The organism is Halomonas sp. KM007 (assembly GCF_050709225.1).
Taxonomy (GTDB): Bacteria; Pseudomonadota; Gammaproteobacteria; order Pseudomonadales; family Halomonadaceae; genus Vreelandella; species Vreelandella hamiltonii.
This window is the reverse complement of sequence record NZ_CP136131.1, coordinates 3,581,532-3,605,914: the sequence shown is the minus strand read 5'-3', so window position 1 is coordinate 3,605,914 and position 24,383 is coordinate 3,581,532. Positions and strand designations below refer to the sequence as shown.

Annotated in this window: 21 protein-coding genes; 12 read left to right on the top strand and 9 right to left on the bottom strand. The window is 60.4% G+C overall.

What is annotated here, in order from left to right; all coding sequences use genetic code 11:
* Positions 1-15 precede the first annotated feature (15 nt).
* The 5 genes from cydC to RVM27_RS17115 all read right to left on the bottom strand — a co-directional run bounded on the left by cydC (position 16) and on the right by RVM27_RS17115 (position 7,014).
* Complete coding sequence (cydC, locus tag RVM27_RS17135) at positions 16-1,722, bottom strand: amino acid ABC transporter ATP-binding/permease protein (RefSeq protein WP_498957080.1); 1,707 nt, start codon at positions 1,720-1,722, stop codon at positions 16-18.
* Positions 1,719-3,395, bottom strand: coding sequence for an ABC transporter ATP-binding protein/permease (cydD, locus tag RVM27_RS17130; RefSeq protein WP_498957079.1), 1,677 nt, complete (start codon positions 3,393-3,395; stop codon positions 1,719-1,721). Before cydD ends, cydC begins: the two co-directional genes overlap by 4 nt.
* Positions 3,396-3,398: 3 nt before the next feature.
* Entirely contained in the window at positions 3,399-4,400 is a 1,002-nt protein-coding gene (gene cydB / locus RVM27_RS17125) for a cytochrome d ubiquinol oxidase subunit II (protein ID WP_498957078.1), read from the bottom strand.
* A gap of 3 nt (positions 4,401-4,403) precedes the next feature.
* On the bottom strand, positions 4,404-5,819 hold the full coding sequence (locus RVM27_RS17120) for a cytochrome ubiquinol oxidase subunit I (protein ID WP_062360351.1): 1,416 nt from the start codon (positions 5,817-5,819) through the stop codon (positions 4,404-4,406).
* A 220-nt stretch (positions 5,820-6,039) separates the two neighbouring features.
* Entirely contained in the window at positions 6,040-7,014 is a 975-nt protein-coding gene (locus RVM27_RS17115; RefSeq protein WP_498957077.1) for a sodium:calcium antiporter, read from the bottom strand.
* 185 nt (positions 7,015-7,199) lie between these two features.
* Here RVM27_RS17115 and RVM27_RS17110 point away from each other — a divergent pair, with 185 nt between their 5' ends.
* The 8 genes from RVM27_RS17110 to RVM27_RS17075 all read left to right on the top strand — a co-directional run bounded on the left by RVM27_RS17110 (position 7,200) and on the right by RVM27_RS17075 (position 15,541).
* Positions 7,200-8,543, top strand: a complete 1,344-nt coding sequence (locus RVM27_RS17110; protein WP_287805981.1) for a PqiA/YebS family transporter subunit — start codon at positions 7,200-7,202, stop codon at positions 8,541-8,543.
* Positions 8,536-10,212, top strand: coding sequence for a PqiB family protein (gene pqiB / locus RVM27_RS17105; RefSeq protein ID WP_498957076.1), 1,677 nt, complete (start codon positions 8,536-8,538; stop codon positions 10,210-10,212). The genes RVM27_RS17110 and pqiB overlap by 8 nt, the downstream gene beginning before the upstream one ends.
* An 11-nt stretch (positions 10,213-10,223) precedes the next feature.
* Positions 10,224-10,820, top strand: coding sequence for a PqiC family protein (locus tag RVM27_RS17100; protein WP_287805977.1), 597 nt, complete (start codon positions 10,224-10,226; stop codon positions 10,818-10,820).
* 247 nt (positions 10,821-11,067) lie between these two features.
* A complete protein-coding gene (locus RVM27_RS17095; RefSeq protein ID WP_498957075.1) occupies positions 11,068-12,324 on the top strand; it encodes a DEAD/DEAH box helicase in 1,257 nt (418 codons plus the stop codon).
* Between the two features lie 75 nt (positions 12,325-12,399).
* On the top strand, positions 12,400-12,903 hold the full coding sequence (locus tag RVM27_RS17090; RefSeq protein WP_039182141.1) for a hypothetical protein: 504 nt from the start codon (positions 12,400-12,402) through the stop codon (positions 12,901-12,903).
* A 9-nt stretch (positions 12,904-12,912) separates the two neighbouring features.
* Positions 12,913-14,115, top strand: a complete 1,203-nt coding sequence (locus RVM27_RS17085) for an MFS transporter (RefSeq protein ID WP_498957074.1) — start codon at positions 12,913-12,915, stop codon at positions 14,113-14,115.
* A 29-nt stretch (positions 14,116-14,144) separates the two neighbouring features.
* On the top strand, positions 14,145-15,215 hold the full coding sequence (locus RVM27_RS17080; RefSeq protein ID WP_498957073.1) for an asparaginase: 1,071 nt from the start codon (positions 14,145-14,147) through the stop codon (positions 15,213-15,215).
* 86 nt (positions 15,216-15,301) lie between these two features.
* Entirely contained in the window at positions 15,302-15,541 is a 240-nt protein-coding gene (locus RVM27_RS17075) for a DUF2789 domain-containing protein (protein WP_016913978.1), read from the top strand.
* A gap of 10 nt (positions 15,542-15,551) precedes the next feature.
* Here the strand turns inward: RVM27_RS17075 and RVM27_RS17070 are convergent, their stop codons facing one another.
* Together RVM27_RS17070 and RVM27_RS17065 are read right to left on the bottom strand one after the other, a co-directional pair.
* Complete coding sequence (locus RVM27_RS17070) at positions 15,552-16,220, bottom strand: TVP38/TMEM64 family protein (RefSeq protein ID WP_498957072.1); 669 nt, start codon at positions 16,218-16,220, stop codon at positions 15,552-15,554.
* Positions 16,213-16,629, bottom strand: coding sequence for an SRPBCC family protein (locus RVM27_RS17065; RefSeq protein ID WP_100731213.1), 417 nt, complete (start codon positions 16,627-16,629; stop codon positions 16,213-16,215). The genes RVM27_RS17070 and RVM27_RS17065 overlap by 8 nt, the downstream gene beginning before the upstream one ends.
* A gap of 193 nt (positions 16,630-16,822) precedes the next feature.
* Between RVM27_RS17065 and queC the strand changes: the two genes are divergently transcribed.
* The 4 genes from queC to RVM27_RS17045 are packed head-to-tail and all read left to right on the top strand — an operon-like array spanning position 16,823 to position 19,318.
* Complete coding sequence (queC, locus tag RVM27_RS17060; RefSeq protein ID WP_498957071.1) at positions 16,823-17,530, top strand: 7-cyano-7-deazaguanine synthase; 708 nt, start codon at positions 16,823-16,825, stop codon at positions 17,528-17,530.
* Positions 17,530-18,204 (top strand): radical SAM family protein, encoded by a 675-nt coding sequence (gene queE, locus RVM27_RS17055; protein ID WP_498957070.1) that lies wholly within the window; start codon positions 17,530-17,532, stop codon positions 18,202-18,204. Before queC ends, queE begins: the two co-directional genes overlap by 1 nt.
* Complete coding sequence (locus RVM27_RS17050) at positions 18,204-19,037, top strand: 6-carboxytetrahydropterin synthase (protein WP_498957069.1); 834 nt, start codon at positions 18,204-18,206, stop codon at positions 19,035-19,037. The genes queE and RVM27_RS17050 overlap by 1 nt, the downstream gene beginning before the upstream one ends.
* Entirely contained in the window at positions 19,034-19,318 is a 285-nt protein-coding gene (locus tag RVM27_RS17045) for a CxxCxxCC domain-containing protein (protein WP_498957068.1), read from the top strand. The genes RVM27_RS17050 and RVM27_RS17045 overlap by 4 nt, the downstream gene beginning before the upstream one ends.
* Here RVM27_RS17045 and RVM27_RS17040 read toward each other — a convergent pair.
* Together RVM27_RS17040 and RVM27_RS17035 are read right to left on the bottom strand one after the other, a co-directional pair.
* Entirely contained in the window at positions 19,315-23,220 is a 3,906-nt protein-coding gene (locus tag RVM27_RS17040; protein ID WP_498957067.1) for an ATP-binding protein, read from the bottom strand. The two genes, RVM27_RS17045 and RVM27_RS17040, sit on opposite strands and share 4 nt — an antisense overlap.
* 30 nt (positions 23,221-23,250) lie before the next feature.
* Positions 23,251-23,907 carry a MiaE family protein gene (locus tag RVM27_RS17035; protein WP_026001703.1) on the bottom strand — a complete coding sequence of 219 codons (657 nt, stop codon included), beginning with the start codon at positions 23,905-23,907 and terminating at the stop codon, positions 23,251-23,253.
* Positions 23,908-24,383 lie beyond the last annotated feature (476 nt).

Sequence of the window (24,383 nt, the reverse complement as noted above, 5' to 3'; positions counted from 1 at the left end):
CCGATTCGGTGAATATCAAAATGAAGTATCGTGAATTAACTTACCACCATCAAGCCGCCATTGATGAGCCAAACCCGGCACCAGAGCCGCATCATCCACTTGATGAACAAAGAAAATCGCCGTACGGCCTACCAACCAGGCGTCCAGCGAGGCCGCCACGTGCCGGGCGGTTGCCGCATCCACTCCCGCGAAGGGCTCATCCAGTAATACCACCGAGGGCGAGCGTAAGAACAGCCTCGCCAACGCCACTCTGCGCGCCTGCCCGCCTGAAAGCTGCTGCCCTCTTTCTCCCACCTGAGTCGCCAACTGACGAGGCTGGCGTTTCGCCCAGTCCGAGAGAGCGACCTGGGCAAGCACCTGCCAAAGCTCTTCGTCTGTCGCGTCAGGCTTGGCGATCCTCAGGTTATCGGCCAGCGATCCATCGAACAGGTCTATTTGCTGGGGCAGATACCCCATATGTGCTGCGCTACTTTCGAGGGTAATGACAGAGGGTGCATGCTCGGCCACCCACACATCCCCTTCAGTGGGAGAGATACGGCCCATGATCAAATTGGCCAGCGTCGATTTGCCCGAACCCGAAATACCCATGATGGCACCACGTTGACCGGCAGGCAGCGTCAGAGAAACCTGACATATCGCCCAGCTCGCCGCATCAGGATAACGGAACATGACCTCACGCAGTTGCAGGGCATGGCCACCCTCGTCATCCGGAAGCGAGCCCACCCGCGTTTGCCCTTGTGTCGCCTGCAGGGCATTCAGCCGCTGAGCCGCCCCGTGGCTGGTGCCAAACCGCACAAAAGCGGCAGGCAGGCTGGCCAACACTTCATTGATACCAAACACGGCAATCACGGCCATGACCATGATGGGGCCCACCACGCGCTGTTCAGCCAGTGCCAGACTCCCCAACCAGAGCACACCAATGATCAACAGCCCCGTTACCGCCATCAGTAGCGCATTTCCCAGCGCGGCCTTCACGGCCAACTGACGCTGGTTATCCAGCGCTTGCTGTTCGTGAGATCGTATTTTTCTGTGATACCAGTCACTGGTTCGGTAGCTCATCAGCTCAGCGGACGCCTGCACCTGATCCAACACCAGCCGCCGAAGCTCCTCCTGATCATCCACTTGCCGATGGCTGTTGGTGAAACCCAGCCTGGCAAAGCCCAGGGTGATGACCAGCCACAGCAGCGTCAATACACTGGCCACGACAGCTCCCACCAGCGGCAACCAGATAGCGATGAAACCTGCAATGATCCAGACACTCAACAAGGCCACTACTGGCGGCACTAGCAGGCGTAGATATAGGCTATCCAGGGCATCGATATCCGCCGTCAGGCGACTCAACCACTCACCGACACGCCGACGCCGCAACGATGCGTCATCCAGGCGCGTCAAGTCACCAAAGACGCGATAGCGTAAATCCGCCAGCAGCGTCAGCACGGTATTGTGGTTGTAGAGCCGCTCGGTATATCGAGCGACAGTGCGCAGCAAGGCAAAAAAACGAATGCCGCCGCCGGGCACATAAATATCCAGTGATGATGGCAACCCGGCAGCCAACGCAATGCCCGCCAGGGCACACGCCGCAATGAACCAGCCGGACAAACCCAGCAGCGCAAGGCCCGCCAGCAACGTTACCCATACCAGCAGCGCACCCACGAGGAAGCGCTGCCTGCGCCTTAACATGAGCGCCAGCCATGGGCTCAGGTCATTGTGCAGAAACTTCATGGCACCACCTCGTGAAGCTGGCCGTCTCGACACACCCAGTGGCGAGTGGCAACGGCCATCACCGCAGGGTGATGTGTTGCCATGACCAACGTTCGCCCTTCCGCCGACCAGGCCAGCAGTGCGTCGATCACGCTCTTTTCCGTCGCCGAATCAAGGCTGGCCGTGGGCTCATCCAACAACACCAGCGGCGCCTGGCTGAGAAATACCCGAGCCAGGGTCAAGCGCTGCGCCTGACCCCCCGACAAGCCGACCCCGCGCTCCCCTACCACCGTCTCCAGGCCATGAGGCAAAGCAGCCAACAATTCCCCCAGGCCTGCGTTTTCCAGGGCCTCCTGCATGGCAGCCGGTGTCGCATCAGGCACCGCCAGGCGCAGGTTGTCGGCCAACGAGCCTTGAATGATGCAGGGTGATTGATCCAGCCACGCCACTTGCTCGCCCTGGCGGACTCTGCAAGCGCCACGCAGAGGCGCCATAAAACCGGCCATCAGCGCCAGCAAGGAAGATTTGCCACTGCCTGACTCTCCGGTAATGACCACCACATCTGCCTGACGTATCGTGGCCGAGACGCCCGTCAAGACCGCCGAGTGCCGACCATAGCCCACCTCGACATCCACCAATTCAATCGATGCATCTGGTTCGACGGGGGCGTCAAACCGGGTCGGCACCACGTCAGGCTCATCGAGGATGGTCACGATACTCTCTGCCGCCCCCAGCGCCGCAGCACGGTCGTGATAATGCTGCGAGAGGGTTCGCAAGGGCTGGAAGAACTCCGGAGCCAGTAGCAACACCGCCAGACCACTGAACAGGGTCAGCGAGGGGGAAGGACCGTAATCGATATAGCCCAACAGACCAAGCCCCACGTACATGGCGACGACGGCGATGGCCACCGAGGCAAAAAATTCCAATACCGCTGACGAGAGAAATGCCAGCCTGAGAGTGCGCATGCTCAGGCGGCGATACTGGTCGGTGGCATACCAGACGTCCTGCTGGGCAGCACGCGTATGACCAAATAGCTGCAACGTCGTCATGCCGCGTACGCGGTCGACGAAATGCGCCGAGAGCCTGGCAACGGAAGCAAACTGCTCCTTGTTGAGACGCTCTGCCCCCATGCCGACCAGCGCCATGAACAGCGGAATCAATGGCGCAGAGAGCAGCAAGAAGATGGCCACCAGATAATCGAGCCAGCCCACCACGACGGCAATCAGCAGTGGCAGCAAAAGCACGATGCGCATTTGCGGGAGGAAGCGCGCGAAATAGCCATCGAGGGCTTCGATGTGCTCGACCGACTGGGTCGCCAGGGCCCCGCTCTGCTGCCGCGTCATCCAGACCGGGCCTAGCGCGGCGACCTTGTTCAAGACCTGCTCCCGAGCGTACTGACGAATGCGCAAGCTGGCAGTTGCACTGAACGACTCTTGCAGGGCAAGAAACAGTGAGCGCAACGCCACGGCGACCACCAGGCCGAGCAGCACGGGCACCAGCGTGACAGGTGAGCGGCCATGAACGACCAGTTGCTCGATCGACCACGCCAACCCGACCACCAGCAAGATCGTCTGAGCGCCGGACAGCACGCCGAAGCACGCCGCCAGCGCCAGCCGAGCACGCTCACGACGAGCCAGCGTGCTCAGCCAACGGCGCGGCGTCAACGAATTCGACTGGGCCGCTGGAGGGGCCATGAATCAGTGGTACCCTTCGCCGACGCGCACCTTGCCGCGGAAGACCCAGTAGGTCCAGGCGGTATAGGTCAGGATAATCGGAATGACGAACAGCACACCGATCAGCAGGAACAGCTGAGATTCAGGGGCGGAGGCGGCATCCCACAGCGTGTAGTTGGGGGGCACGATGATGGGCCACTTGCTGACGATCAGCCCCAGGTAAGTGAACACGTAGATGCCGATGGTGGCTACAAAGGGAATGCCCTCGTCACGACGTTTCACGGAGCGATACACCATGAAAGCCGACAGCAGCGCCAATGCCGGGAACACCCAGATCAGTTGCAAATGACCGAACCAGCGCTCCCAGACCACCGGATTCACGAACGGAGTCCAGATGCTGATGATACCGAAGACGCCCAGTACCAGCGCCAACAGCAGCGGGGTGATCTTGTACGCCCACTCCTGAATGTGGCCCTCGGATTTCAAGATCAGCCAGGTGGCTCCCAGTAACGCATAACCTGCCATCAGGCCGAAGCCGGTCAGTACCGAGAATGGCGTCAGCCAATCGAAAGCGCCACCTGCAAAGGCAAAGTTTTCGACATGAAACCCCTGAATGTAAGCACCAACCACCGCCCCTTGAGCGAAAGCGGCCACGCCGGAGCCCCAGCAGAAGGCGCGGTTCCACCAGCGACGATTGCGCCGGGACTTGAAGCGGAACTCGAAGGCCACACCCCGGAAAATAAGCCCCGCCAGCATCAAGAACACACCAATATAGAGTGCGGGCAGGAAGACCGAATAGACCAGCGGGAAAGCCCCGAGAAAACCGGCACCCGCCAGCACCAGCCAGGTCTCGTTGCCGTCCCAGACCGGCGCCACGGAGTTCATCATCACATCCCGGGCGTCTTCGTCCGGGGCGAAGGGATACAGAATCCCAAGCCCCAGATCGAAACCGTCCATCAGCACGTACATCATCAGTCCGAACCCGATAATGCCTGCCCAAATTATCGTCAGATCAAACATTTCCATGTCTCAGTTCCTCACCGGGTCGACATCGTCATCAAAGGGAGTTTCCGTGGCCGACAGTGGACGCATGGGGCGTCTGAAATTGTCGCCTGCCGCTTCACGCTCTTCCTTGGGCAGCATGCCGTTACGCACCACGCGGGTCAGATAGTAGATACCGGCATAGAACACCACCGCGTACACCAGCACGTAGCCCACCAGCGTAAACAGCGCCATGGGGCCGGTTAGCGAAGGCGTAACGCCTTCCGCATGGGTCATCATGCCGTATACCAGCCATGGGGCACGTCCTGACTCGGTCACGATCCAACCAGCCAGCACGGCGACGAACGGCATGGGGATCATGTACACCAGCGTCTTGAGGAACCCGGTGTGCTGATGGAATTTGCCTTTGCGACGCAGCAACAGTCCTATCAGGGCGGTGGCAATCATCAACAGTCCGATCCCTACCATCACGCGGAACGCCCAGAAGACGATCCAGACCGGTGGCTGCTCTTCAGGAGCAAATTCATTCAGCCCCTGAATAACCCCATCCGTAGAGTGGGTCAGTATGAGACTGGCAAGATTGGGGATACCGATTTCAAAGCGATTGGTTTGCGCTTCCTGGTCCGGAATGGCGAACAGCAGCAACGGAACGTTGCCAGAGGTTTCCCAATGCCCTTCCATGGCCGCCACTTTGGCCGGCTGGTGCTCCAGAGTATTCAAACCATGGAAGTCCCCCACGACCGCCTGGGCTGGCGCCAGAAACAGCAGCAACCAAAGGCACATGGAAAGCGCTCGACGGTTGGCTTCCGGGTCGCGACCACGCAGCAGGAACCAGGCACTCACACCGGCCACCACGAAGCCACCGGTCAGAAAAGATGCCATGGCCATGTGCGCGAAGCGGTAAGGAAAGGAGGGATTGAATATCGCTTCGGTCCAGGAAACCACGTGGAACCGATAGTCGATGAGTTCTACCCCTGCCGGCGTATGCATCCAGCTGTTGGCAGAAAGAATCCAGAACGACGAAATGAAAGTACCGATCGCCACCATGATGGCAGCAAACAGGTGAACCCCTTGTGGCACCTTGCCTCGGCCAAAGAGCAGGACACCGAGGAATGCCGCTTCAAGGAAGAAAGCGGTAACGACCTCGTAGCTGAGCACAGGCCCGAGGAAGTTGGACGCTGCCTGGGAGAAGTTGCTCCAGTTGGTGCCAAACTGGAAAGACATGACGATCCCGGAGACGACGCCCATTCCGAAAACCACGGCAAACACCTTGGTCCAGAACAGTGCCAAGCGGTCCCAAGCGGGGTTGTTGGTCTTGAAGAACAGCCCATGAAGCAGCGCTATGTAAGACGCCAGACCGATGGTGAAGACCGGAAAAATCGCATGAAACGATACAACGAAGGCGAACTGCATTCGCGATAGTAAAAGGGGGTCGAGTTCCATCACACGCTCCTAAGACCTGGATTAAAATCCCATCAATGGGTGTCACAAGCTTAGTTGAGCCTTAATGGCGCTGCATTTTAGTTATAAGCACTAAGCTTATTCTTTACATGTGTTGTAGTTTAACGTTTCGAGCGCCGTTATACAGCGATAGTTTGCCTGAAAAGCTGTGTCGCATTGACGCATACTCCTCAGACAAACCACCATTTTTCGGTGCAATCGTTTAAGACATCACCACAATGCTGACCATATAGCCTGTGTAGGCGATAAAAATGGCGAAGAGAACACCGCCTTCAACGCGGTTGATACGCCGTGGGCGACCACGCCAAGAAAATGCGAAGAGCACCATCATAAGCGTCATAAAGGTCATGACACTCCAGTCACGCACCAGCACCTCACGACCCACTTCGATAGGTGTGATGACACCCGCCAACCCTACCACGGCCAAACTATTGAACAGATTGGAGCCCACCACGTTGCCCAGCACCATATCGTGCTCTTTACGCCTCAAGGCACTGATGGACGAGGCAAGCTCGGGTAGCGACGTACCGACGGCCACCACCGTCAAACCGATGATGAGATCGCTGACACCAAATCCTACGGCAATTTCTACCGCGCCCCACACCAACAGACGCGAGCTGGCCACCAGCAGCACTAACCCCACCAGCGTCCACATCACTGCTTTACCACGTGACAGCGGCTTGCTGTCCAGGCTCTCCGTCACTTCATCGGTCAGTGCATCCGCCTGATGACGCCGTGACTGGATGATACTGACCGTAATGAAGATCCCCAGCGCGGCCAGCAGCAACACTGCCTCACCGCGGGAAATCCAGCCATCCATCAACATGTAACCGGTCAGCAGCATGACCGCCACCAATAGCGGCATCTCCTTGCGAATAACGCTGGAGTGCACCGCCAGCGGCGCTATAAGTGCCACAAAACCCAGCACCAGCCCTATGTTGGCAATATTGGATCCGTAAGCATTGCCAACCGCCAGCCCGGGATTACCCTGCATGGCCGCCAGCACGGAGACCATCATTTCAGGGGCCGACGTTCCGAATCCGATCACCAGCATACCGATCAGCAGTGGCGACAACCCCAACCACCGCGAGGTAGCAGCAGCGCCATCGATAAATTTTTCAGCACTCCAGATCAGCAGGAGGAGCCCTACCACCACTGCTACAAAGGCAAGCAACATTTCGGTTCCTTAATGTCATCGTATTAGGCACTATCGCGGCTGCATCCTTGTCGAACCGGGAGGCGGGGTCAAGCACCGAGTTCAAGAGAAGCGAGGTGTCCCTGATTTGACACTCACGTCTCGGCTCTATATTGATTTAAAATGCGCCAACTATCGAGAGTTTGCTATTACCTGATGTCTCTTTCATGAAACGACCCACCCTTTCCATGCATACCCCCGCCGTGGACTGCACGCCCCCCGAGGCACGCGTCCAGCGCAGGCGGCTGCGCGCCTGCCATGAGTGCGACTGGGTCTCGGCCCTGCCCCCTTTGGGCTCAGGTGAGAAGGCCTCCTGCCCACGATGCTCCCATGTGCTGGTCAAGCGCCACCGCTACCCCGCGCAACGTAGCATGGCACTGGCCATTGCCTCACTGGTGGCACTCATCCTGGCCGTTTCGTTTCCTTTCGTCAGCTTCAGCGTAGGCGGTATCGGCAACCGCATCGAGCTGACCCAGACGGCCACGGCGCTGATCAATTTTCATCAGCCTGTCGTGGCCATCGCAGTGATCATGACCATCGTGGTACTGCCTGCGGTCTACTTGACAGGGGTCATCTGGCTGCAGTTCGGGTTACTGCGCGCCCGCCCGCTGCCATTGAGTCGTGATATCGCTCGCTCGCTGGCCCACCTGACCCCCTGGATGATGGCCGATGTATTCATCATCGGCGCGCTGGTCAGCCTGATCAAAGTGGCCGGCATGGCACAGATCGAGCTGGGCATCTCCTTTTGGGCCTTCTGTGTGTTCGCGATCCTGCTGCTGATGACCACACAGTCCATCGACGCGGACTGGATGTGGTTTTCATTGGAGGGCGAGCCACTGGCCCCGGAAGGCACCCTGACGGGTGCCACGGCGGCGAGCCAGAACGTGACGGGCTGCCCCACCTGCGGGCTGGTCAACCGCCTGGAAAAAGGCCATGGACGGTGCGTTCGCTGCCACGAAAAATTGCACACACGGCTTCCGTACAGCTTGCAGCGCACCTGGGCGCTGCTCTTTGCTGCGGCGATCATGTATATTCCTGCCAATGTCTACCCCATCATGACCACTACCAGCCTTGGCCATACGGCACCCTCGACCATCATTGGCGGTGTCGTGCAGCTCCTGCAAATGGGGTCCTGGCCCGTGGCTGCGGTGATTTTCATTGCCAGTGTCATCGTGCCTGTCGGCAAATTGGTCGCGCTGGTATGGTTATGCCTGATGATCAATCGCAGCGACGAGCTCAACGCCAACAGCCGCACGCGGCTATATCGCATCACCGAGTTCATTGGCCGCTGGTCCATGGTGGATGTATTCGTGGTAGCGATCCTCGTTGCCCTGATCCGTGCCGGTTCGCTGATGTCGATCACTCCCGGCCCCGCAGCACTCGCTTTTGGCGCCGTGGTCGTGCTGACCATGCTGGCCGCCATGACGTTCGACTCTCGCTTGATCTGGGACTCCCCCACTCCACGCCCTGCCCGCCGCACGACGGCCACCAAGGACGCTATTGATGGCTAATGATGTCACCCCCAACACCCCCGATACTGACAACGAACTCCACCGGGCCAAAGCCTCTCGGCAGACACGCCTGTCGCCTATCTGGATCGTGCCCCTCGTGGCCGTCGTTATCGGCCTGTGGCTGGTGTATGACAACTACACCAGCCGTGGCACCTTGATCACGCTGACCATGAGCAACGCCGAAGGCATCGAGGCAGGCAGCACCTTGATACGCAGCCGCAACGTCGAGATTGGTCGCGTACAAAGCGTGCGGCTCTCTGACGACCTCTCACAAGCCGTGATGACCGCCCGAATCCAGCCTGAAGCAGAAGCCATGCTCAGAGAAGACAGCCGCTTCTGGGTCGTCAAGCCGCGCATCGGCCGCGAGGGCATCAGCGGGTTGGGAACCGTTTTGTCGGGTGCCTATCTTCAGCTGGAACCCGGCCAGTCGGATGAGCCGAGAAGGGAGTTCGCCGTCAGCGACGTGCCGCCGGTGGCCACGGCAGGACAGGCCGGACTTCAGATCAGCCTGGTCAGCCAACTGGGCAACTCCCTGCGCGTCGGCGATCCGGTTTCCTATCAGGGCTATACCGTTGGTCGCGTCGAAGACACCCGCTTCGATGCCGATTCGCGCACCATGTATCACCAGGTTTTCATCGAAGAACCCTATTCCCAATTGGTGACCGACAGCACCCGGTTCTGGACGGCCAGCGGCGTCGATTTTCGCCTGGATGCCAATGGCTTTCGGGTCAATGTCGAATCGCTCGAAGCATTGCTGGGCGGCGGTGTGACCTTTGGCGTGCCCGAAGATCTGCCCATGGGACGACCCGTTGAGCATAACGCGCGCTTCAATCTTTACGCCGATGAAGACGACGCCCGCGAAGGTACCTTCAACCGCTATCTGGAATACGTGCTGCTGGTCGACGACACGGTGCGTGGTCTTTCTCGCGGAGCGCCGGTGGAGTTTCGCGGCGTGCGCATAGGTACCGTGGCAGCGGTACCCTGGAATTTTACCGCGCCTCAACCAGATTCCAGAGCGCGGTTCGCGATACCGGTACTGATTCGCATCGAGCCACAACGGCTGGGCATCGAAAATTCAGATATCGATCTGGAAGATTGGGACAATCGCTTCACCAGAATGTTTGGCCTGGGACTGCGCGCATCGCTGAAAAACGGCAGTCTGCTCACCGGGGCGCTGTTCGTCGATCTGAACTTCCAGCGCGACCTGGCCGATGAATACATAGCGGAAACTTTCTCGGAACGGACGGTATTCCCCACCGTCGCCGGTGGCTTTGCCCAGATTCAGGGGCAGATTACCGATCTGCTGGAAAAGCTCAACGCACTCGAGGTCGAACCACTACTGGCAGGCCTGGACCGCAATTTGCAAGCCTCAGAGCATGTGCTCAACGAAGTGCGTGACGTCAGCCGCTCGATCAACGAACTGTTGAGCGACCCGGATACTCGCGCGATTGGCGGCAATTTGAACAGCACGCTGGAAGAGCTGCGCAGCACACTGCAGGGGGTATCGCCGTCGTCGCCCGCCTATCAGGAGCTGACCACGGCCATCGAGCGGCTGGACCGCCTGATGCGAGACCTGCAGCCCCTTACGCGTACGCTGAATGAAAATCCTCGCGCCCTGCTGTTCGATAACCTCGACACCCAGGACCCGACGCCCCGCGCCCCGCGCTGACAGGAGAGACCATGATTCAACCTTTTACACGACTGCTGATCATTGCCACTGCCTGCATGGCCCTGACCGCGTGCGCAAGCAGCGTCACTCCCCCAGCTCGCTACATGCTGCCCAGCCCCGCGGCCAGCAGCGCCCCTAGCCAGCCCACGGGCACGCTGGCCATCCGCGCTCCACGCTTGGCGCACTATCTGGACGTGGATGGCATCGTCATGCAGTTGGACGACATCACGTTGAACCAGGCTCGTGAACACCAGTGGGCCGAGGGCATTGGCCGTCAGCTGGAACGTAGCCTGCGAGCGCAGTTGGCCCAGCAGCTTCCCCAGCTGCAGGTGGTGCGTTCAGAGGGCGCCCTGCCAGACGCCTTGACGCTTTCAGTGGAGGTGGATCAGTTCCAGGGGCGCCACGATGGCATGGCGGTAGCCAGCGGGCAGTGGCAGCTGCGCCGCGCAGACAATAGCCTGGTCACACTGCAAAGCTTCACTACGCAAACGCCCCTGGAAGAAGATGGCTACCCTGCCCTGGTACGCGCGCTGGGTGAAAGCTGGAACCTGCTGAGCGTGGAAATCGCCGAGCAGATTCGGCGCAATGGCTATTTCACTGGCGGCTAATTCACGTCCGCATCGACAGCGCTGAGTGAGACTTTCGTGTTACACTCGGCGCCAGCGCCTTTCGCAAGCGCACCCCATCACTTCCACGCAGCCCTGCGGGCAATGGCTGCGTGGCTTTAGAACGCCCGTCGTGGCTGCCCGATCTGATTCTTAGATGCGCCCTCATGGCGCAATTACATCCTCGTATCTTGAACATGACGCCACCCCCTCACTTAGAGAGTGAGGGAGTGGCGACTGCGGAGAATGCATGAGCTTTTCTGACCTTGGTCTGCACCCTGATCTACTCAGCGCCATTGGCGCACAGGGCTATCATCAGCCCACCCCGATTCAACGCCAGGCCATTCCCGTCGTACTAGAAGGCCGAGACCTGCTGGCCAGCGCCCAGACGGGCACCGGCAAAACCGCAGGCTTCACGCTGCCCATGCTGCAACGCCTGATGCAAGGCAAACGCCCCGGCAAACGCCAGGTCCGTGCACTGGTTCTGACCCCTACTCGGGAGCTGGCCGCCCAGGTCGGTGAAAGCGTCACCGCTTACGGGCAGCACTTGTCACTGCGCTCGCATATCATTTTCGGCGGTGTCGGCCAACAGCCCCAGGTAGACGCCCTGAAAGCCGGCCTGGACGTACTGGTGGCTACCCCTGGCCGCCTGCTGGACCTTCACCAGCAGGGGCACGTGGATCTGTCTGGCGTGGAAATACTGGTGCTCGATGAAGCCGACCGTATGCTCGACATGGGCTTCATCCACGACATCAAGCGCCTTCTGCGCCTGGTGCCCAAACAGCGCCAGAACCTGCTGTTCTCGGCCACCTTCTCCAACGAGATTCAGGCCTTGGCCCAGCAATTGCTGAACAACCCGGCGATGATCGAAGTGGCGCCGCGCAACACCACTGCCGAAAAAATCGAGCAGGCCATCTACCGCGTGGACCGCGACAAGAAACGCGACCTGCTGGCCCATTTGATTCAGCGCCATGGCTGGTTTCGAGTACTGGTCTTCACGCGTACCAAGCACGGCGCCAATCGCCTGGCAGAGCAGCTGACCAAGCAGGACATTCCCGCCATGGCGATCCATGGCAACAAGAGCCAGGGCGCGCGTACTCGAGCGCTCGGGGCCTTCAAGAGTGGCGACCTGCAGGTACTGGTCGCCACCGACATTGCCGCACGTGGCCTGGATATCAGCGAACTTCCCCACGTGGTCAACTTTGACCTGCCCAACGTCGCCGAAGATTACGTGCACCGCATCGGGCGCACAGGCCGCGCGGGCAGCAACGGTGAAGCGGTATCACTGGTGTGCGTCGATGAGCATGGCCTGCTCAAGAACATCGAGCGGCTGATCAATCAAACGCTGCCCAAGCACGTCGAGCCCGGCTTCGAGCCTGACCCCAATGCCAAGCCCGAACCCATCGAAAATGGCCGCCGCAGCCAGCGTCAACCTCGCGCCCGTCGCGCGTCCGAGAGCCCGCAAGCCAATAACGGCGACGAGCGCCGCCGTCGCGCTCGCCGCTAGCCCCAAAGACCGGAATGTGCGAAGGTATCGCCTCGCATATTCCGGCGTTTCGCTGAACCAATTCATGGAGTGACTATGGCGTCTTCACAACTGATGGCAGATTATCGCCAGTGGCTGACTTTTCAGCGTCAGGAGCAGCTGAGCCGCGAGCATCAGGGTATCTCACAGCGTCTGGAAGATGCTCGCGCTTCCTCGGCACAGGTCATTCAGGCCTATCGCAGCATGGCTGAAAAAGCCTCGAACGAAGGCGCCTGCTATCGAACGCTGTTTCTGCGTGAATGCGATGACAACGCCTCCCTGCCTTGTGAAGGTTGGCTGTTCGTGCGTCGCGTGCTGAGTGAAGGCAACAGCACTCGTATCAGAGCGACACTGCTGGAAACCTTCAATTTGGCGGATGGCGCCATTGCATTAGGTGACAAACCGGCACGCAAGCTGACCCTGGAAATCTACGACAAACTGGACATCAACAAAGGCATGCGCACCCAGGTACGTGTGGATGCCATCGATACGCCCCAGGACTACCACTTCATCACCCTGCTGGATGCCGTACGCGGCGACCTGCGCCCTTACATGAAATAAGCGCTCGTCATGGTGACACGCCGCGCCGTCAGCTTCATCCTCTTGATGTTCGTGGTTGGGCTCAATCTACGCCCGGCCATGTCGTCGGTGGCCCCCCTGCTGCACAGGCTGCAGGAAAGCGCGGGGCTGTCGCCTACCGCGGCCGGCATTTTGACCACGCTGCCCGTGCTGTGCCTGGGTCTTGCCGCACCGCTGGCACCCTGGCTCAGCAAACGCCTGGGCAGTGAGCGGGCATTGAGTGCCGCACTGCTGCTGTTGGCGACCGGCCTGCTGGTACGGGGCGCTCCCTTGCCAGGGTTGCTGTACCTGGGGTCGGCCATGGCAGGCGGTGCTATCGGGATAGCGGGCACACTGCTTCCCGCCCTCGTCAAACGCGAACTGCCGCACAGCGCCGACCTGCTGACAGGACTGTACACCATGGCGCTCTGCTTTGGTGGCGCCTTGGGAGCCGGACTGAGCGTCCCGCTACTGACTTGGCTGGGCAGTTGGCAACTCAGCCTGATGAGCTGGTCACTACTGGCCTTGGCAGCCTGGCTGCTATGGTCAGGCTTTGCGCCACGCCCCGTCGCAGCGCCATCGATTCAGCCCACCTTCCGAGTGCCGCTTGCCGCTTTGCTACGCCAACCCTTGACGTGGCATGTGATGCTCTTCATGGGCATTCAGTCTTCCATGGCTTACATCGTGTTTGGTTGGCTGCCCACCCTGCTCATCGACCGTGGCTACAGCGAAGCAGACGCTGGCTGGACCATGGCCGTCTCCATCATGAGCCAACTGGCCTCGGCGCTGGCGGCCCCATGGGTTGCCCGCTGGCACAAGGACCAACGACCTGCCCTCCTCATGGTACTGGCCGCCACGGCCATCGGCTTGGCGCTGCTGTTGATTGCCCCGATGGCTTGGCGCTGGCCGGGCGCCGTCCTGCTGGGCCTTGGTCAGGGTGGCAGTTTCAGCCTGGCTCTGGCACTGCTCGTACTCCGCACCGCCAACGCACCCTTGGCTGGACAGCTTTCCGGACTGGTTCAGGGAGGCGGTTACACACTGGCCGCACTGGGCCCTTTTGGCGTGGGTGTGATGCTGCAGATGGGCGCCTCGACCGCGCACATTGCCTGGCTGCTGATCGGCTTGATTCTGGTCTGTTGCGGCTTTGCCTGTCTGGCAGGTCGCAATCGGCAGCTGGATGATCAAGGCGGTCAGCTGCGCGTCTACCTTCAATAACTCTTTTTTGCCTTTACCAGGACATGGCCATGAGTAACGCTCCTCGTTTGACAGACACCCCCTACCCACATGAGCGGGTACTGGTCATCTACACCGGCGGTACGATCGGCATGCAGCCCACCTCCGAGGGTCTGGTGCCCGCGGGCAACTTTGCCGAGAGGTTGCAAAACGCCCTTCAACAGCTGCCCATCGCTCGCCAGCAGACATTGCCTGCCTACGACATCATCAGCCATGATCGCTTGATCGACTCCAGCGCCGCCACGCCCACGACGTGGCAAACGCTGGCCGCCGACATCGCCGAACGCTTTGCAACCTACCGAGGCTTTGTCATCCTGCACGGCACCGACACGCTCAGTTGGAGCGCCTCGAGCCTGGCCTATCAGCTTCAGGGGCTGGACAAGGCGGTCATATTGACGGGGGCCATGCAACCGCTGGAGGCAGCCAATAGCGATGCTCTGGACAACGTATGCGGCGCCCTGCAATTTGCGGCCATGAGCGCCCTGCAGGAAGTGGCGATCTACTTTGCGGGACGCCTGATGCGGGGTGTCAGAACGGTAAAGCAGCACTGTGAAGCGATGACCGCGTTTGCCTCCCCCAACTATCCCCTGCTGGGCGAACGGGTAGACGATGACTACGTACTTTACCCCAGCCGGGGGCTGGCGCTTCACCAGCGTGGCGCGCCCCGCTTCGAACTCCCGGACTATGGGTGCCTTGCTCACGGGCAAGTGGTGCGCATCGCGCTGTGGCCAGGCATGGCCGCCTGGCAACTCTCCAGTTGGCTGGCGAATGACAGCGTCAAGGGGGCACTGCTGGAGCTCTGGGGAGCGGGCAACTTGCCTGACGACCCGGACCTGTTAGCCGTACTGGCGCGTGCCAGCGGAGAAGGAAAGCTGGTGGCCGCGGTCAGCCAGTGCCCGCAAGGCACCCTTCACCTGGGCGCTTACGCCGCTGGCCACGGCCTGACGGACGCTGGCGTGCTGTCCGGGGGTTCCATGACCCCCGAGGCAGCTTACACCAAGCTGGTACATTTGCTGGCGCAGCCGCTTACCCACGATGACCGGGCAACGCGCTTCGTCACTCCGTTAGTGGGCGAGCGGTAGCCAGACTGGCATCCCGGAGCAGACAGGCTATGGTTAAACAGGACACATGGAGTGCAACATAACCTTCTGAAAACAGGTGAAAACGTATGGATCAACCAGTGCATCATTTTAGTGAACTGTTTGAACAGCTGGGGCTGCGCTCGGACGCGGCTTCTATCGAACGCTTTATTGAGCGACATTCACCGTTACCCAAAGAGATGCCGCTGGCCGACGCCCCTTGCTGGAACGAAGGCCAGGCGGATTTTCTACGCGAAGCAGTGGAAGAAGATGCTGATTGGGCCGAAGTGGTCGATCATCTGGATGCCTCAATGCACAAGGCAGAATGAACGCCTGAATTCAAGCCTGACCCCGCGCCGCCTCCAGGCGGCGCCGGTACCAGCCCCCCGCCAGCAGCAGCGCCGTCAGGGCCAACAGGGGCAGCAGCACGTCCATCTGTAGCGGGTCCTCTTCCTCGATGGCTTCCAGCGCCCCGTAAATGGCGCTGCTGTAGACGGCCCATTTCACGGCCAGCCCCAGCGTGGCAGCCAATAGATAGCGCCCCAGCGCAATATGCCCCAGGCCTGCCGCAAAATTGATCACTGAGTGCGGAAACCCCGGCAGCACTCGCATGGCACATTGGGTCAGCAGGTCACTTCGCGCTTTCAGGGTATCCATGACCTTGAGCGTCAGCCCCTTGGGCTGCCACCGCTGCCCGACTCGCGCCGCCAGCAAATAAGCCCCCCAGGCGCCCGCCACACTACTGACGGTCAACATGAGCGTTGCGATCAAAGGCGGATAAAAAGGCGCGATCAACCACAGCCCAATACTACCGGGCAGGCCAATCGCAAGTGTCACCGCCATGGTCAGCATGACGGTCACCACGACTACCGGATGGTGCGACATGGTGGCGGCCCAGCGCTTCACCGCCATCAGGTCCGGGGAGTACCAAAGCCATACGTAGGCCAGCATGGCAGCCACCGCAAACGCGGCCGCCCAGCGCCAGGAGTAGAGAGATAATTTACGCATGGAGGCGTGCTTCAACCCGCTCGAGAATTTGTCGACTGACCTTTCCGACCAGTGGCCTGGCCGCCTTGTTCACCGCTTTTTCCATTAGGCGATTGCGAATGTCATAACTCAGGGTCAGTGACACCTCCGTCCCTTCCGGTACGGCGCGCAGCTGGTAGCGCCCCTGGTTCTTGACGCCATCCAGAGATTCCCAGGCCAATACCTCCGGGGGCTCGATCTCGGTCACCTCCACGTCAAACGACCAGTCCATGCCCACTGCCCGCACGTGCCAGCGGTAGCGGTTTTCGCCAAGACGATCGATCGAGCGTATCAAGTCCGAATACTCCGCAAAATCTTCCACTCGGCGTAACAAGTCAAATACGCGCTCCGGGGAGGCTCGAACGATTTCACTATGTTCTATGGTGGCCATGCGTCCATCTCTAGCGGCTTTAGAGGGGTAGCTTATCACGCCAATTCCATTGACACACCGGATGCCGCCACCCGGGGCACTGGTCAGCAAGAGCGGCATTGCGTAAACTGCCCGCCTTCCGGACCGGACCCCGGAACACCGCCCTGCGGTTCAAGCAGGCACGACATAAATTCTCCGACCATGAGTACCCAGCATGTCATCCACTGCATCACCCGGCGCCCGGGCGCCATCCACCGTCGTCATCTACTCCGGCGGCATGGACTCCTATACCGTCCTTCACCGTGCGCTGCGCGAGGGCCTCGCTGTCCATGCGCTATCCTTCGATTACGGTCAGCGCCACCGTCGTGAACTGGACGTTGCACGTCAGGTATGTGAGTCCTTGGCCATCCCTCATCAGGTCGTCGATATTCGCGCCATTCACGGGCTGATCGACAACTCGGCATTGACCAACTCGGCCTTGGCCATGCCCCAGGGGGAGTACGATGCCGACTCGCTCCACAGTACTGTGGTGCCCAACCGCAATATGATCTTGCTGTCGCTGGCCATTGCCAAGGCGGTCAATATTGGCGCCAGCCGTGTCGACTATGGCGCACACGGCGGCGATCACGTGCTTTACCCCGACTGCCGCCCGGCCTTCGTCGAGGCCATGAACGACGTGGCGCAGATTGCCAACTTCGAGCCCGTCACCGTCCACGCCCCTTATCTGGCCTCCAGTAAAGCCGACATCCTGCGCGATGGGCTCGCCATGGGCCTCGATTACCGGCATACCTGGACCTGCTACGAAGGCCAGCAACTCGCCTGTGGGCAGTGCGGCAGCTGCCGTGAACGGCTGGCGGCCTTTGCCGCCAACCAGGCCACCGACCCCCTCGCTTACGCCACCCCTGCCGAGCGAGGCCGCTGATGTACCACGTCAAAGAAGCGTTCTACACGCTGCAGGGCGAGGGTGCCCAGGCAGGGCGCGCCAGCGTTTTCTGTCGCTTTACAGGCTGTAATCTCTGGTCGGGGCGTGACGCCGACCGAGCCACGGCCAAGTGCACTTTCTGCGATACCGATTTCATTGGCACCGATGGGATCAACGGCGGCCGCTTCGAGAGTGCGCAGCAGCTGGCACGGCATATCAAACAGCTGTGGCCAGCCAGCGCAGGTAGCGCGGTGCCCTACGTGGTGTTTACCGGGGGAGAGCCGTTACTGCAGCTCGATACCCCGCTCATCGCCATGCTGCACAGCGAAGGATTCGAGGTCGCCGTGGAAACCAACGGCACGCTGCCTGCACCCGCCGGAATCGACTGGCTATGCGTCAGCCCCAAGGGCAGCAACCCGCTGGCCATTCACCAAGGGGATGAGCTGAAGCTGGTATACCCGCAGCACGACGCCCCGCCCGAGCACTTTGCCGCGCTGCACTTTCGACACTTTTACCTGCAGCCTATGGATCACGTCGCCCAGCATGCCGACACGATCCATACCACTGTTGCAGAGCGCAATGCCGCCACGGTGGCCGCCACGACGGCCTATTGCATGGCCCACCCCCAGTGGCGCTTGTCGCTGCAAACCCACAAGATCGCAGGATTCGATTGATGGCTTTATTCGTTCACCACCTGACCCATATCGATGTCTCCCTCTGGTGCCCTGAGCGCGGCTTGACCGGCTGCAGTTGGCAGGTCGACGCCCATCTGGATGGCGAACTGGGTGAAGACGGCATGCTGTTCGATTTTGGCGAAGTGAAACCCTGGATCAAGCGCACGCTGGACAACGGGCTGGATCATACGCTGCTGGTGCCCACCAAGGCGCCTGGCGTAGAGGTCAGCGAGTGCGCAGAAGGCCTGTGCATTCGCACCACCACGCCCTATCCGATGGAAGTACGCGGGCCTGCGCAGGCGTTCACCCTGCTCCCCTGGGAACACATCTCGGTGGCCAGGGTGACCCAGCTCCTGAGCGAAGAGCTGACACGCGCTCGGCCTCGCAACGTCACCCGTGTCACCCTGAACCTGCAGGAAGAGCGTATCGAAGGCGCATCCTATGGCTACAGCCACGGCCTGAAACGCCATCTGGGCAACTGCCAGCGTATCGCCCATGGCCACCGCTCCCGGCTGCATGTCTATCAACAGCAACAGCGCCAACCTGCCCTTGAGACACAATGGAGTGAATGGCTGGATAACCGCTACCTGCTGGAACAGGCCGATGTGGCGGAACAGACAGCCACCACACTGACCTGTCGCTACACAGCCGAACAGGGTGAATTCTCGATCACCCTGCCCGCTCACCGCTGCAGCGTATTGCCAACGCCCACGACCGTGGAAAATATCGCCCGTTGGCTGGCCGGCAGTATCGCCCAGCAAACTCAGCAGGAAACCTACGTGGAAGCCTTCGAAGGTATCAACAAGGGGGCTACGGCACAGGCAGCGCCATGACGACTCTGATCACCAGTGACCGAAAGGGCAGTTGTCGCATGGGCTGCGGCGCCTGCTGCATCGCGCCGTCCATCAGCTCGCCCATTCCCGGCATGCCAGACGGCAAGCCCTCAGGCGTTCGCTGTGTTCAGTTGAATGAGCAACATCTTTGCATGCTCTTTGGTGATCCCCGTCGCCCTGCCGTATGCAGCCAGTTCGACTTCGACAAGGAGGTGTGTGGCGAGGACCGAGAAGAGGCCCTCGCCACACTCTACGGGTGGGAAACCGCCACAGCCGGTTAGACCTCGCCTCCCAGGCTCACCGGGTGCGGCAAGCGACGGTCCAGCAGGCTGATCCAGCGCACCAGCACCGGTGCATCGCTATGGCTTACCTCGCCCAACAGTCGACGAAACACCTCTTTCGCTTTCTGGTCATTGGGCGCTATACGCGTAAGCCATAGCTCCAGCGCCGCCAACTCCTGATGGCGGTTGCCATGCTCGCGGGATTGCTGAATGGCCATTTCCGCCAACGCCTTGACCTCGTGGGCAGGGTGGCCCAGCAGGTCACGCACGCGGGCCAGCTGGGTGGCCAGTTCGGGCAGGAAAAGAGTCGTGCGCTCACGGGCAATCACCAGGCACTGGTCGAGATACTCTTCGGCTGCGTGCAGCTCACCCAGCTCGATACAGGCATCGGAGTACCACAACACGGGCCGCTGGAAGCGGTCTCGGCCGTTCAATTCGGCCATCTGATCCAGGCTGTCGTGCATTTGCACCAGCCCGCCCTGATCCCCCGCCAACGCCCGCTGCCAACCCAGCACCCCCTGCGCGGAAATCTGCCAAAGCTGCAGGTCTGGCGTACCGGTCATGGCCGCGGCTCGCTCGGCATGCCGGGCCGCCAAGTGCACATGGCCCAACTGACGATACAATGCCGCCGCAAACATCAGCGCCATGGCCAGGGTACCCGGGTGGCCGATCTGCTCCGCCAGCCGAATGGCCGCCGCGACATGCCACTCTGCGCGATGGTAATCACCTCGCAAGCAGAGCGCCCAGCCCTGAAAACAGGCTGCCGTTACCTGGGGATGGTCCGAGAACGGCAGCCACTCGATCATCATCGGGGCATTCAGCGGATCGATTTCGTCCAGATGGTCGTGGGCCTGCTGAATGCGCCCCGCCCAGTATTCACAGTGCGCTCGTGCGTAATCTGCCAGTCGACGGTAGCGCGGGTCTTCCAGCCGAGCGGCAATATCCGCCAGGGTCGATGCCAACGCAAAGGCGTCGGCATGGGCATAGCGCTGGCTACGCCCCACCCATAGCCCCCACTTGACCAGGAAGATCTGCTCGAGGTCTTCCGGATCTTCAGGGGTGTCGCCGCCGCTTTGACGCAGCAGCTCCCGGGCTCTCACAAAGCTTTCATGGGCCGTAGGCGAACCGTGCCCTTCCAGGGCGAACGCTGCCTGGCCACGCACCGTCAGCAGGCTGACTTCACGCGCCACCTCATGGGCTACGTGGCGCAAGCTGGCCAGGCCGAAATCGGCCATGCGCAGCGCCGTGCGGTTGGCGCTCACTTTGAGCGCTTCGCGAGCAGAGAGCTCGAAGTAGCGGGCCCCACGTGCATAGTGGCCACTGCGCCGCAGATGCGTGGCAAAGTCTCCCGGATGGCGACTGATCCATACTGGAAAACGCTCTTCGATCAAGGTCACGACCTGCTGATGCAGCTTGACCCTGACATCACGAGGACAGGAAAGATAGGCAGCCTCCTGAAGCAGCTGGTGGCTGAACTGGTACTCGTGATCACCGCCCTCCTTGTCGATGGGTTCGATGATCTCCAACGCGCGCATGTGCTCCAGCGCCTGGCACAATCGCGGCTTTTCCCAACCGCTGCATTCTGTCAGAAAATCCAACCGGAAACGTTTGCCCAAGACCGCTGCGATATGGGCAATGACACGATCACCTTCCAACTGATCGATTCGGCTGGCCAGGAGCCCCAGCAGCCCCTTGGGCAGCTCGTCCAGGTGCACGCTGCGACCTTCGCGACGATCCATGTCGAGGCGCCGACAAATTTCCTGCATGTAAAGCGGTACGCCATCACAGCGCTCAATGATCTGGTTGCGCAGCCTTGGGCTCAGATGAATACGGTAGCGACGAGAAAGCTGCGACAGCAGCCGTGAGGACTGCAATGCATCCAGCCTGCCCAGGGTGATCTGCTGATCCCAGTGCAGCTTGACCGGTAGCGGTTCGCGGCCGTGGTGGCTGGCCACCATCATGAAGGCCGTATTGATCGGCAGGCGGGCCTGCAGCCCTGCCAACACCTTGAAAGACGGCTCATCGAGCCACTGAAGGTCATCAATCATCAGCACCAGCGTTTGTGTCGCGGCACGATGGTCGATCAGCCGGTGCAAGAGCTTCACCACCAGCTCCACGGCTTCGCCATTTTGAGTCAGCTGGGTGATTTCCTGAACTTCGCGGACCCCGAGAGCTTCTTCGAGCAGCTGTTGACGCGCACCGTCAGCAGTATCGAGCCCCAACGTTGCCTGCAGTGCATGCACCGACTCGCGCGTTGGTGGGTGCTCAAGGTGCCAAGCCAGCAGTGAACGCGCCACTCCGTAAGGGTCCAGTACCGAAAGCCGAGTGGTCGGAAGCCAGCAGATTGCCGCATCGCGACTCAACTCCAGCTGACGGAATCCCACCATCAGCGCCGACTTGCCCATGCCCGAGGCACCACGCACCAGCACGCTTTGCCGCAAACCGATGCCGGCACGTGCCAGCGCATCGCGCAAGGTGCGTAGCGAGGTTTCCCTTCCCACCAGGCTCGGCGGCAAAGCGTCACGCCCGCCTTCGTTCTGACCCAGCGCCAGCGCACGCAAACGCACTCGGCCATCGCTGGCCACCAAGCGCGATACCAGCCTGGGCTGCAAATCCAGCGCGGGGGGCATGTGCTGGCTGGCCTCCTGAGAGATGACCAGCTCGCTTCCCTCGGCGGCACTCATCAGCTCCAAAGACTCTTGCGTCACCTGACCCAGCGGGTCGGCCAGCTGGCGCTCCGGCAAGTAGACCACGCGCCCGCTGTGCAGCCCGGCCGCCAGCTCGAACACCGGCGGTTCGGCGTCCCCGGTCCAGTGGCGACAGCTCTCCTGGGGTAGCGCCTGACGGCAGTGTTCATAAAGCGCCACCAGTTCCGCCAGTTGATGGGCGGGGCCATGGGTACCGAAGCAGGCCAGACCCAAGCCCCCCGTTGCCCCCGGCAGCCAGAAACCGCCCAGATGGTGGCACTGCTGCTCCAACCATCTCAACAGTTCCAGCTGTAGGGCCAAGCAGTTGCGTGTAGCCGCGCGATCCGGCCAGTCACCCTTCAAGCGCAAGCGGATGGCCATCACCGAAAGCTGACGCAGCTCGATCTCATCTTCGCGCAGCGGCTTGCTATCCGCAGCCAACGCGCGCGAAAAGGCCCCTTGTGGCGACATCGCGCGGGGGTCGTGGTGCCCATCCGACCAGAAACTGGCCAATTGCACGAAACTGGGCTCAGGCTGTTGTCCGGAGAGCGCCAGCAGTTGAAGGTAGCTGTTGTATTGCTCGTGAGCCGCAGCCATCTGGTTCTGCTCGGCTAGCTGCCGCACCCAGCGCTCGTGGAACGGGCCGTAGCCTGAAAAGCGGCTGACCAGTCCTTCCAGCATGGCATCCGGCACTTCGGCATGTGTTTCCAGCACCTGTTCGGCAAAGCGGATGACTCGTTGGCGCCACTCATTGCGCACTTGCACCAGCCAACGCTGGAACTCGCTGCAGTTGCTGAGCTGCAGTTCCTCGATCAGATCCCCCTGGTAGCACTCCATCAGCGCTTCCAGCGTCTCCAGATCCTTGGGCCCTTCCAGCAGTTGCTGCAGCTCATGCAAATCCACCTGCCAGTGGGACGGCAGATGAAAGGCAATGGTCTGCCGCGACACGTTGAGGACGTGATCGGCATGCTCGCCCATGGATTGGCGCAGGCAATGCAGCGCATGGCGCAGGTTGGTTCTGCCCGAGGAGAGGCCTTGGTCTGGCCACAGCAGCTCCGCAAGGGCGGCACGATTGACGGGCTGGCGATGAAGCAGCAGGTACACCAGCAGCGCCTTGACTTTGTCGTAGCTGAAATGAGTGAGCACGTCCTCCCCTTGAGTCAAGGAGAAGTGACCAAACAGGGTCAACTGATCTGTCTGTTGAGCATCACGCATGTTACACATCCTGCCTTGGCTAGCGGCGCATCACGCAGGCACGCCACTATGAAAACGAAAAGCCGTATCTGGAGACATGATCAGTTCCGCCTCACGAGCAACGAAGAAGGCGATGCGTTCGTCGATAGGCGCATCGGTCTGCTGGCGAGCCAGCAAGAGATAGTCTTCGAAATGACGCCCTTCGGACTTGACCAGGGTGCGATAGAACTTGGCCAGCTCTTCGTCCAGGTAAGGAATGAGTCGCGCGAAGCGCTCACAGCTGCGCGCCTCGATCAGAGCGCCGATGATCAACAGGTCGATCAAGCGCTCAGGATCCTGACTGCGTAAATGCTTTCTAAGGCCTTCGGCGTAGCGTGACGCCGTCAGATGGCGATAAGGAACACCACGGCGTTCCATCAAGCCCACTACCTGCTCGAAATGAAGCAGCTCCTCGCGAGCCAATTGCGACATCTTGCTCAACAGCAGCGGCTGATCCACGTAGCGATACAGCAGGCTCATGGCCGTGGAAGCCGCTTTTTTTTCACACTGTGCGTGATCGATCAGCAGTGTTTCCGGGTTGGCCAATGCCCATTGCAACCAGGCATCGGGGGTCGGGCAAGCTAAAAAGTCATGCAAACTTTCTGGCAACAGATCATCCGCTTGCAGCGCATGTTCCGCTGTTTGCAACGCCATTAATTGTATCGACATAACACCAGCACCAAGCGTTTATCACACTATTGTACAATATATAAACGCCAATGGCGTCCGTTCCCTGATTGGTTCGAGGATGAACAAACGTGTCTTCCAGCCTCGCCTAAAAATGCATTGACACTATTGACACTAATGTATAGCAAGCCTGAATCACGCTCCACACGGGAATCATGCTTGCCGAGGCTACCCAGCTCTACAGGCCAGCGCTCGCTTGGCAGCCATGGTAACGCGGCATCACGATAATCACACCAGCCGTCACCCAAAAACACGCCTCTTGGTAAAAACTTTCATGTTTACGGCACATTAATCAAAAAAGCTGCCCTCAGGAAAGCGTCTTTCAACATCTCAACACAAAGTACAAGTAGGCATCCTGCCTGACTTCTTAACATTGTCGACAGTTTCCCGTAGAATCCGAGCCATCCACCAGACGCTGATTCTCAGGCGTATGTCATGTGATCGAAGGATGTCCTTGT

Bases quoted from the DNA above. Each gene is read 5' to 3' on its own strand.
- cydC (WP_498957080.1), bottom strand. From the start codon at position 1,722: ATGAAGTTTCTGCACAATGACCTGAGCCCATGGCTGGCGCTCATGTTA.
- cydD (WP_498957079.1), bottom strand. From the start codon at position 3,395: ATGGCCCCTCCAGCGGCCCAGTCGAATTCGTTGACGCCGCGCCGTTGG.
- cydB (WP_498957078.1), bottom strand. From the start codon at position 4,400: ATGGAAATGTTTGATCTGACGATAATTTGGGCAGGCATTATCGGGTTC.
- RVM27_RS17120 (WP_062360351.1), bottom strand. From the start codon at position 5,819: ATGGAACTCGACCCCCTTTTACTATCGCGAATGCAGTTCGCCTTCGTT.
- RVM27_RS17115 (WP_498957077.1), bottom strand. From the start codon at position 7,014: ATGTTGCTTGCCTTTGTAGCAGTGGTGGTAGGGCTCCTCCTGCTGATC.
- RVM27_RS17110 (WP_287805981.1), top strand. From the start codon at position 7,200: ATGAAACGACCCACCCTTTCCATGCATACCCCCGCCGTGGACTGCACG.
- pqiB (WP_498957076.1), top strand. From the start codon at position 8,536: ATGGCTAATGATGTCACCCCCAACACCCCCGATACTGACAACGAACTC.
- RVM27_RS17100 (WP_287805977.1), top strand. From the start codon at position 10,224: ATGATTCAACCTTTTACACGACTGCTGATCATTGCCACTGCCTGCATG.
- RVM27_RS17095 (WP_498957075.1), top strand. From the start codon at position 11,068: ATGAGCTTTTCTGACCTTGGTCTGCACCCTGATCTACTCAGCGCCATT.
- RVM27_RS17090 (WP_039182141.1), top strand. From the start codon at position 12,400: ATGGCGTCTTCACAACTGATGGCAGATTATCGCCAGTGGCTGACTTTT.
- RVM27_RS17085 (WP_498957074.1), top strand. From the start codon at position 12,913: ATGGTGACACGCCGCGCCGTCAGCTTCATCCTCTTGATGTTCGTGGTT.
- RVM27_RS17080 (WP_498957073.1), top strand. From the start codon at position 14,145: ATGAGTAACGCTCCTCGTTTGACAGACACCCCCTACCCACATGAGCGG.
- RVM27_RS17075 (WP_016913978.1), top strand. From the start codon at position 15,302: ATGGATCAACCAGTGCATCATTTTAGTGAACTGTTTGAACAGCTGGGG.
- RVM27_RS17070 (WP_498957072.1), bottom strand. From the start codon at position 16,220: ATGCGTAAATTATCTCTCTACTCCTGGCGCTGGGCGGCCGCGTTTGCG.
- RVM27_RS17065 (WP_100731213.1), bottom strand. From the start codon at position 16,629: ATGGCCACCATAGAACATAGTGAAATCGTTCGAGCCTCCCCGGAGCGC.
- queC (WP_498957071.1), top strand. From the start codon at position 16,823: ATGTCATCCACTGCATCACCCGGCGCCCGGGCGCCATCCACCGTCGTC.
- queE (WP_498957070.1), top strand. From the start codon at position 17,530: ATGTACCACGTCAAAGAAGCGTTCTACACGCTGCAGGGCGAGGGTGCC.
- RVM27_RS17050 (WP_498957069.1), top strand. From the start codon at position 18,204: ATGGCTTTATTCGTTCACCACCTGACCCATATCGATGTCTCCCTCTGG.
- RVM27_RS17045 (WP_498957068.1), top strand. From the start codon at position 19,034: ATGACGACTCTGATCACCAGTGACCGAAAGGGCAGTTGTCGCATGGGC.
- RVM27_RS17040 (WP_498957067.1), bottom strand. From the start codon at position 23,220: ATGCGTGATGCTCAACAGACAGATCAGTTGACCCTGTTTGGTCACTTC.
- RVM27_RS17035 (WP_026001703.1), bottom strand. From the start codon at position 23,907: ATGTCGATACAATTAATGGCGTTGCAAACAGCGGAACATGCGCTGCAA.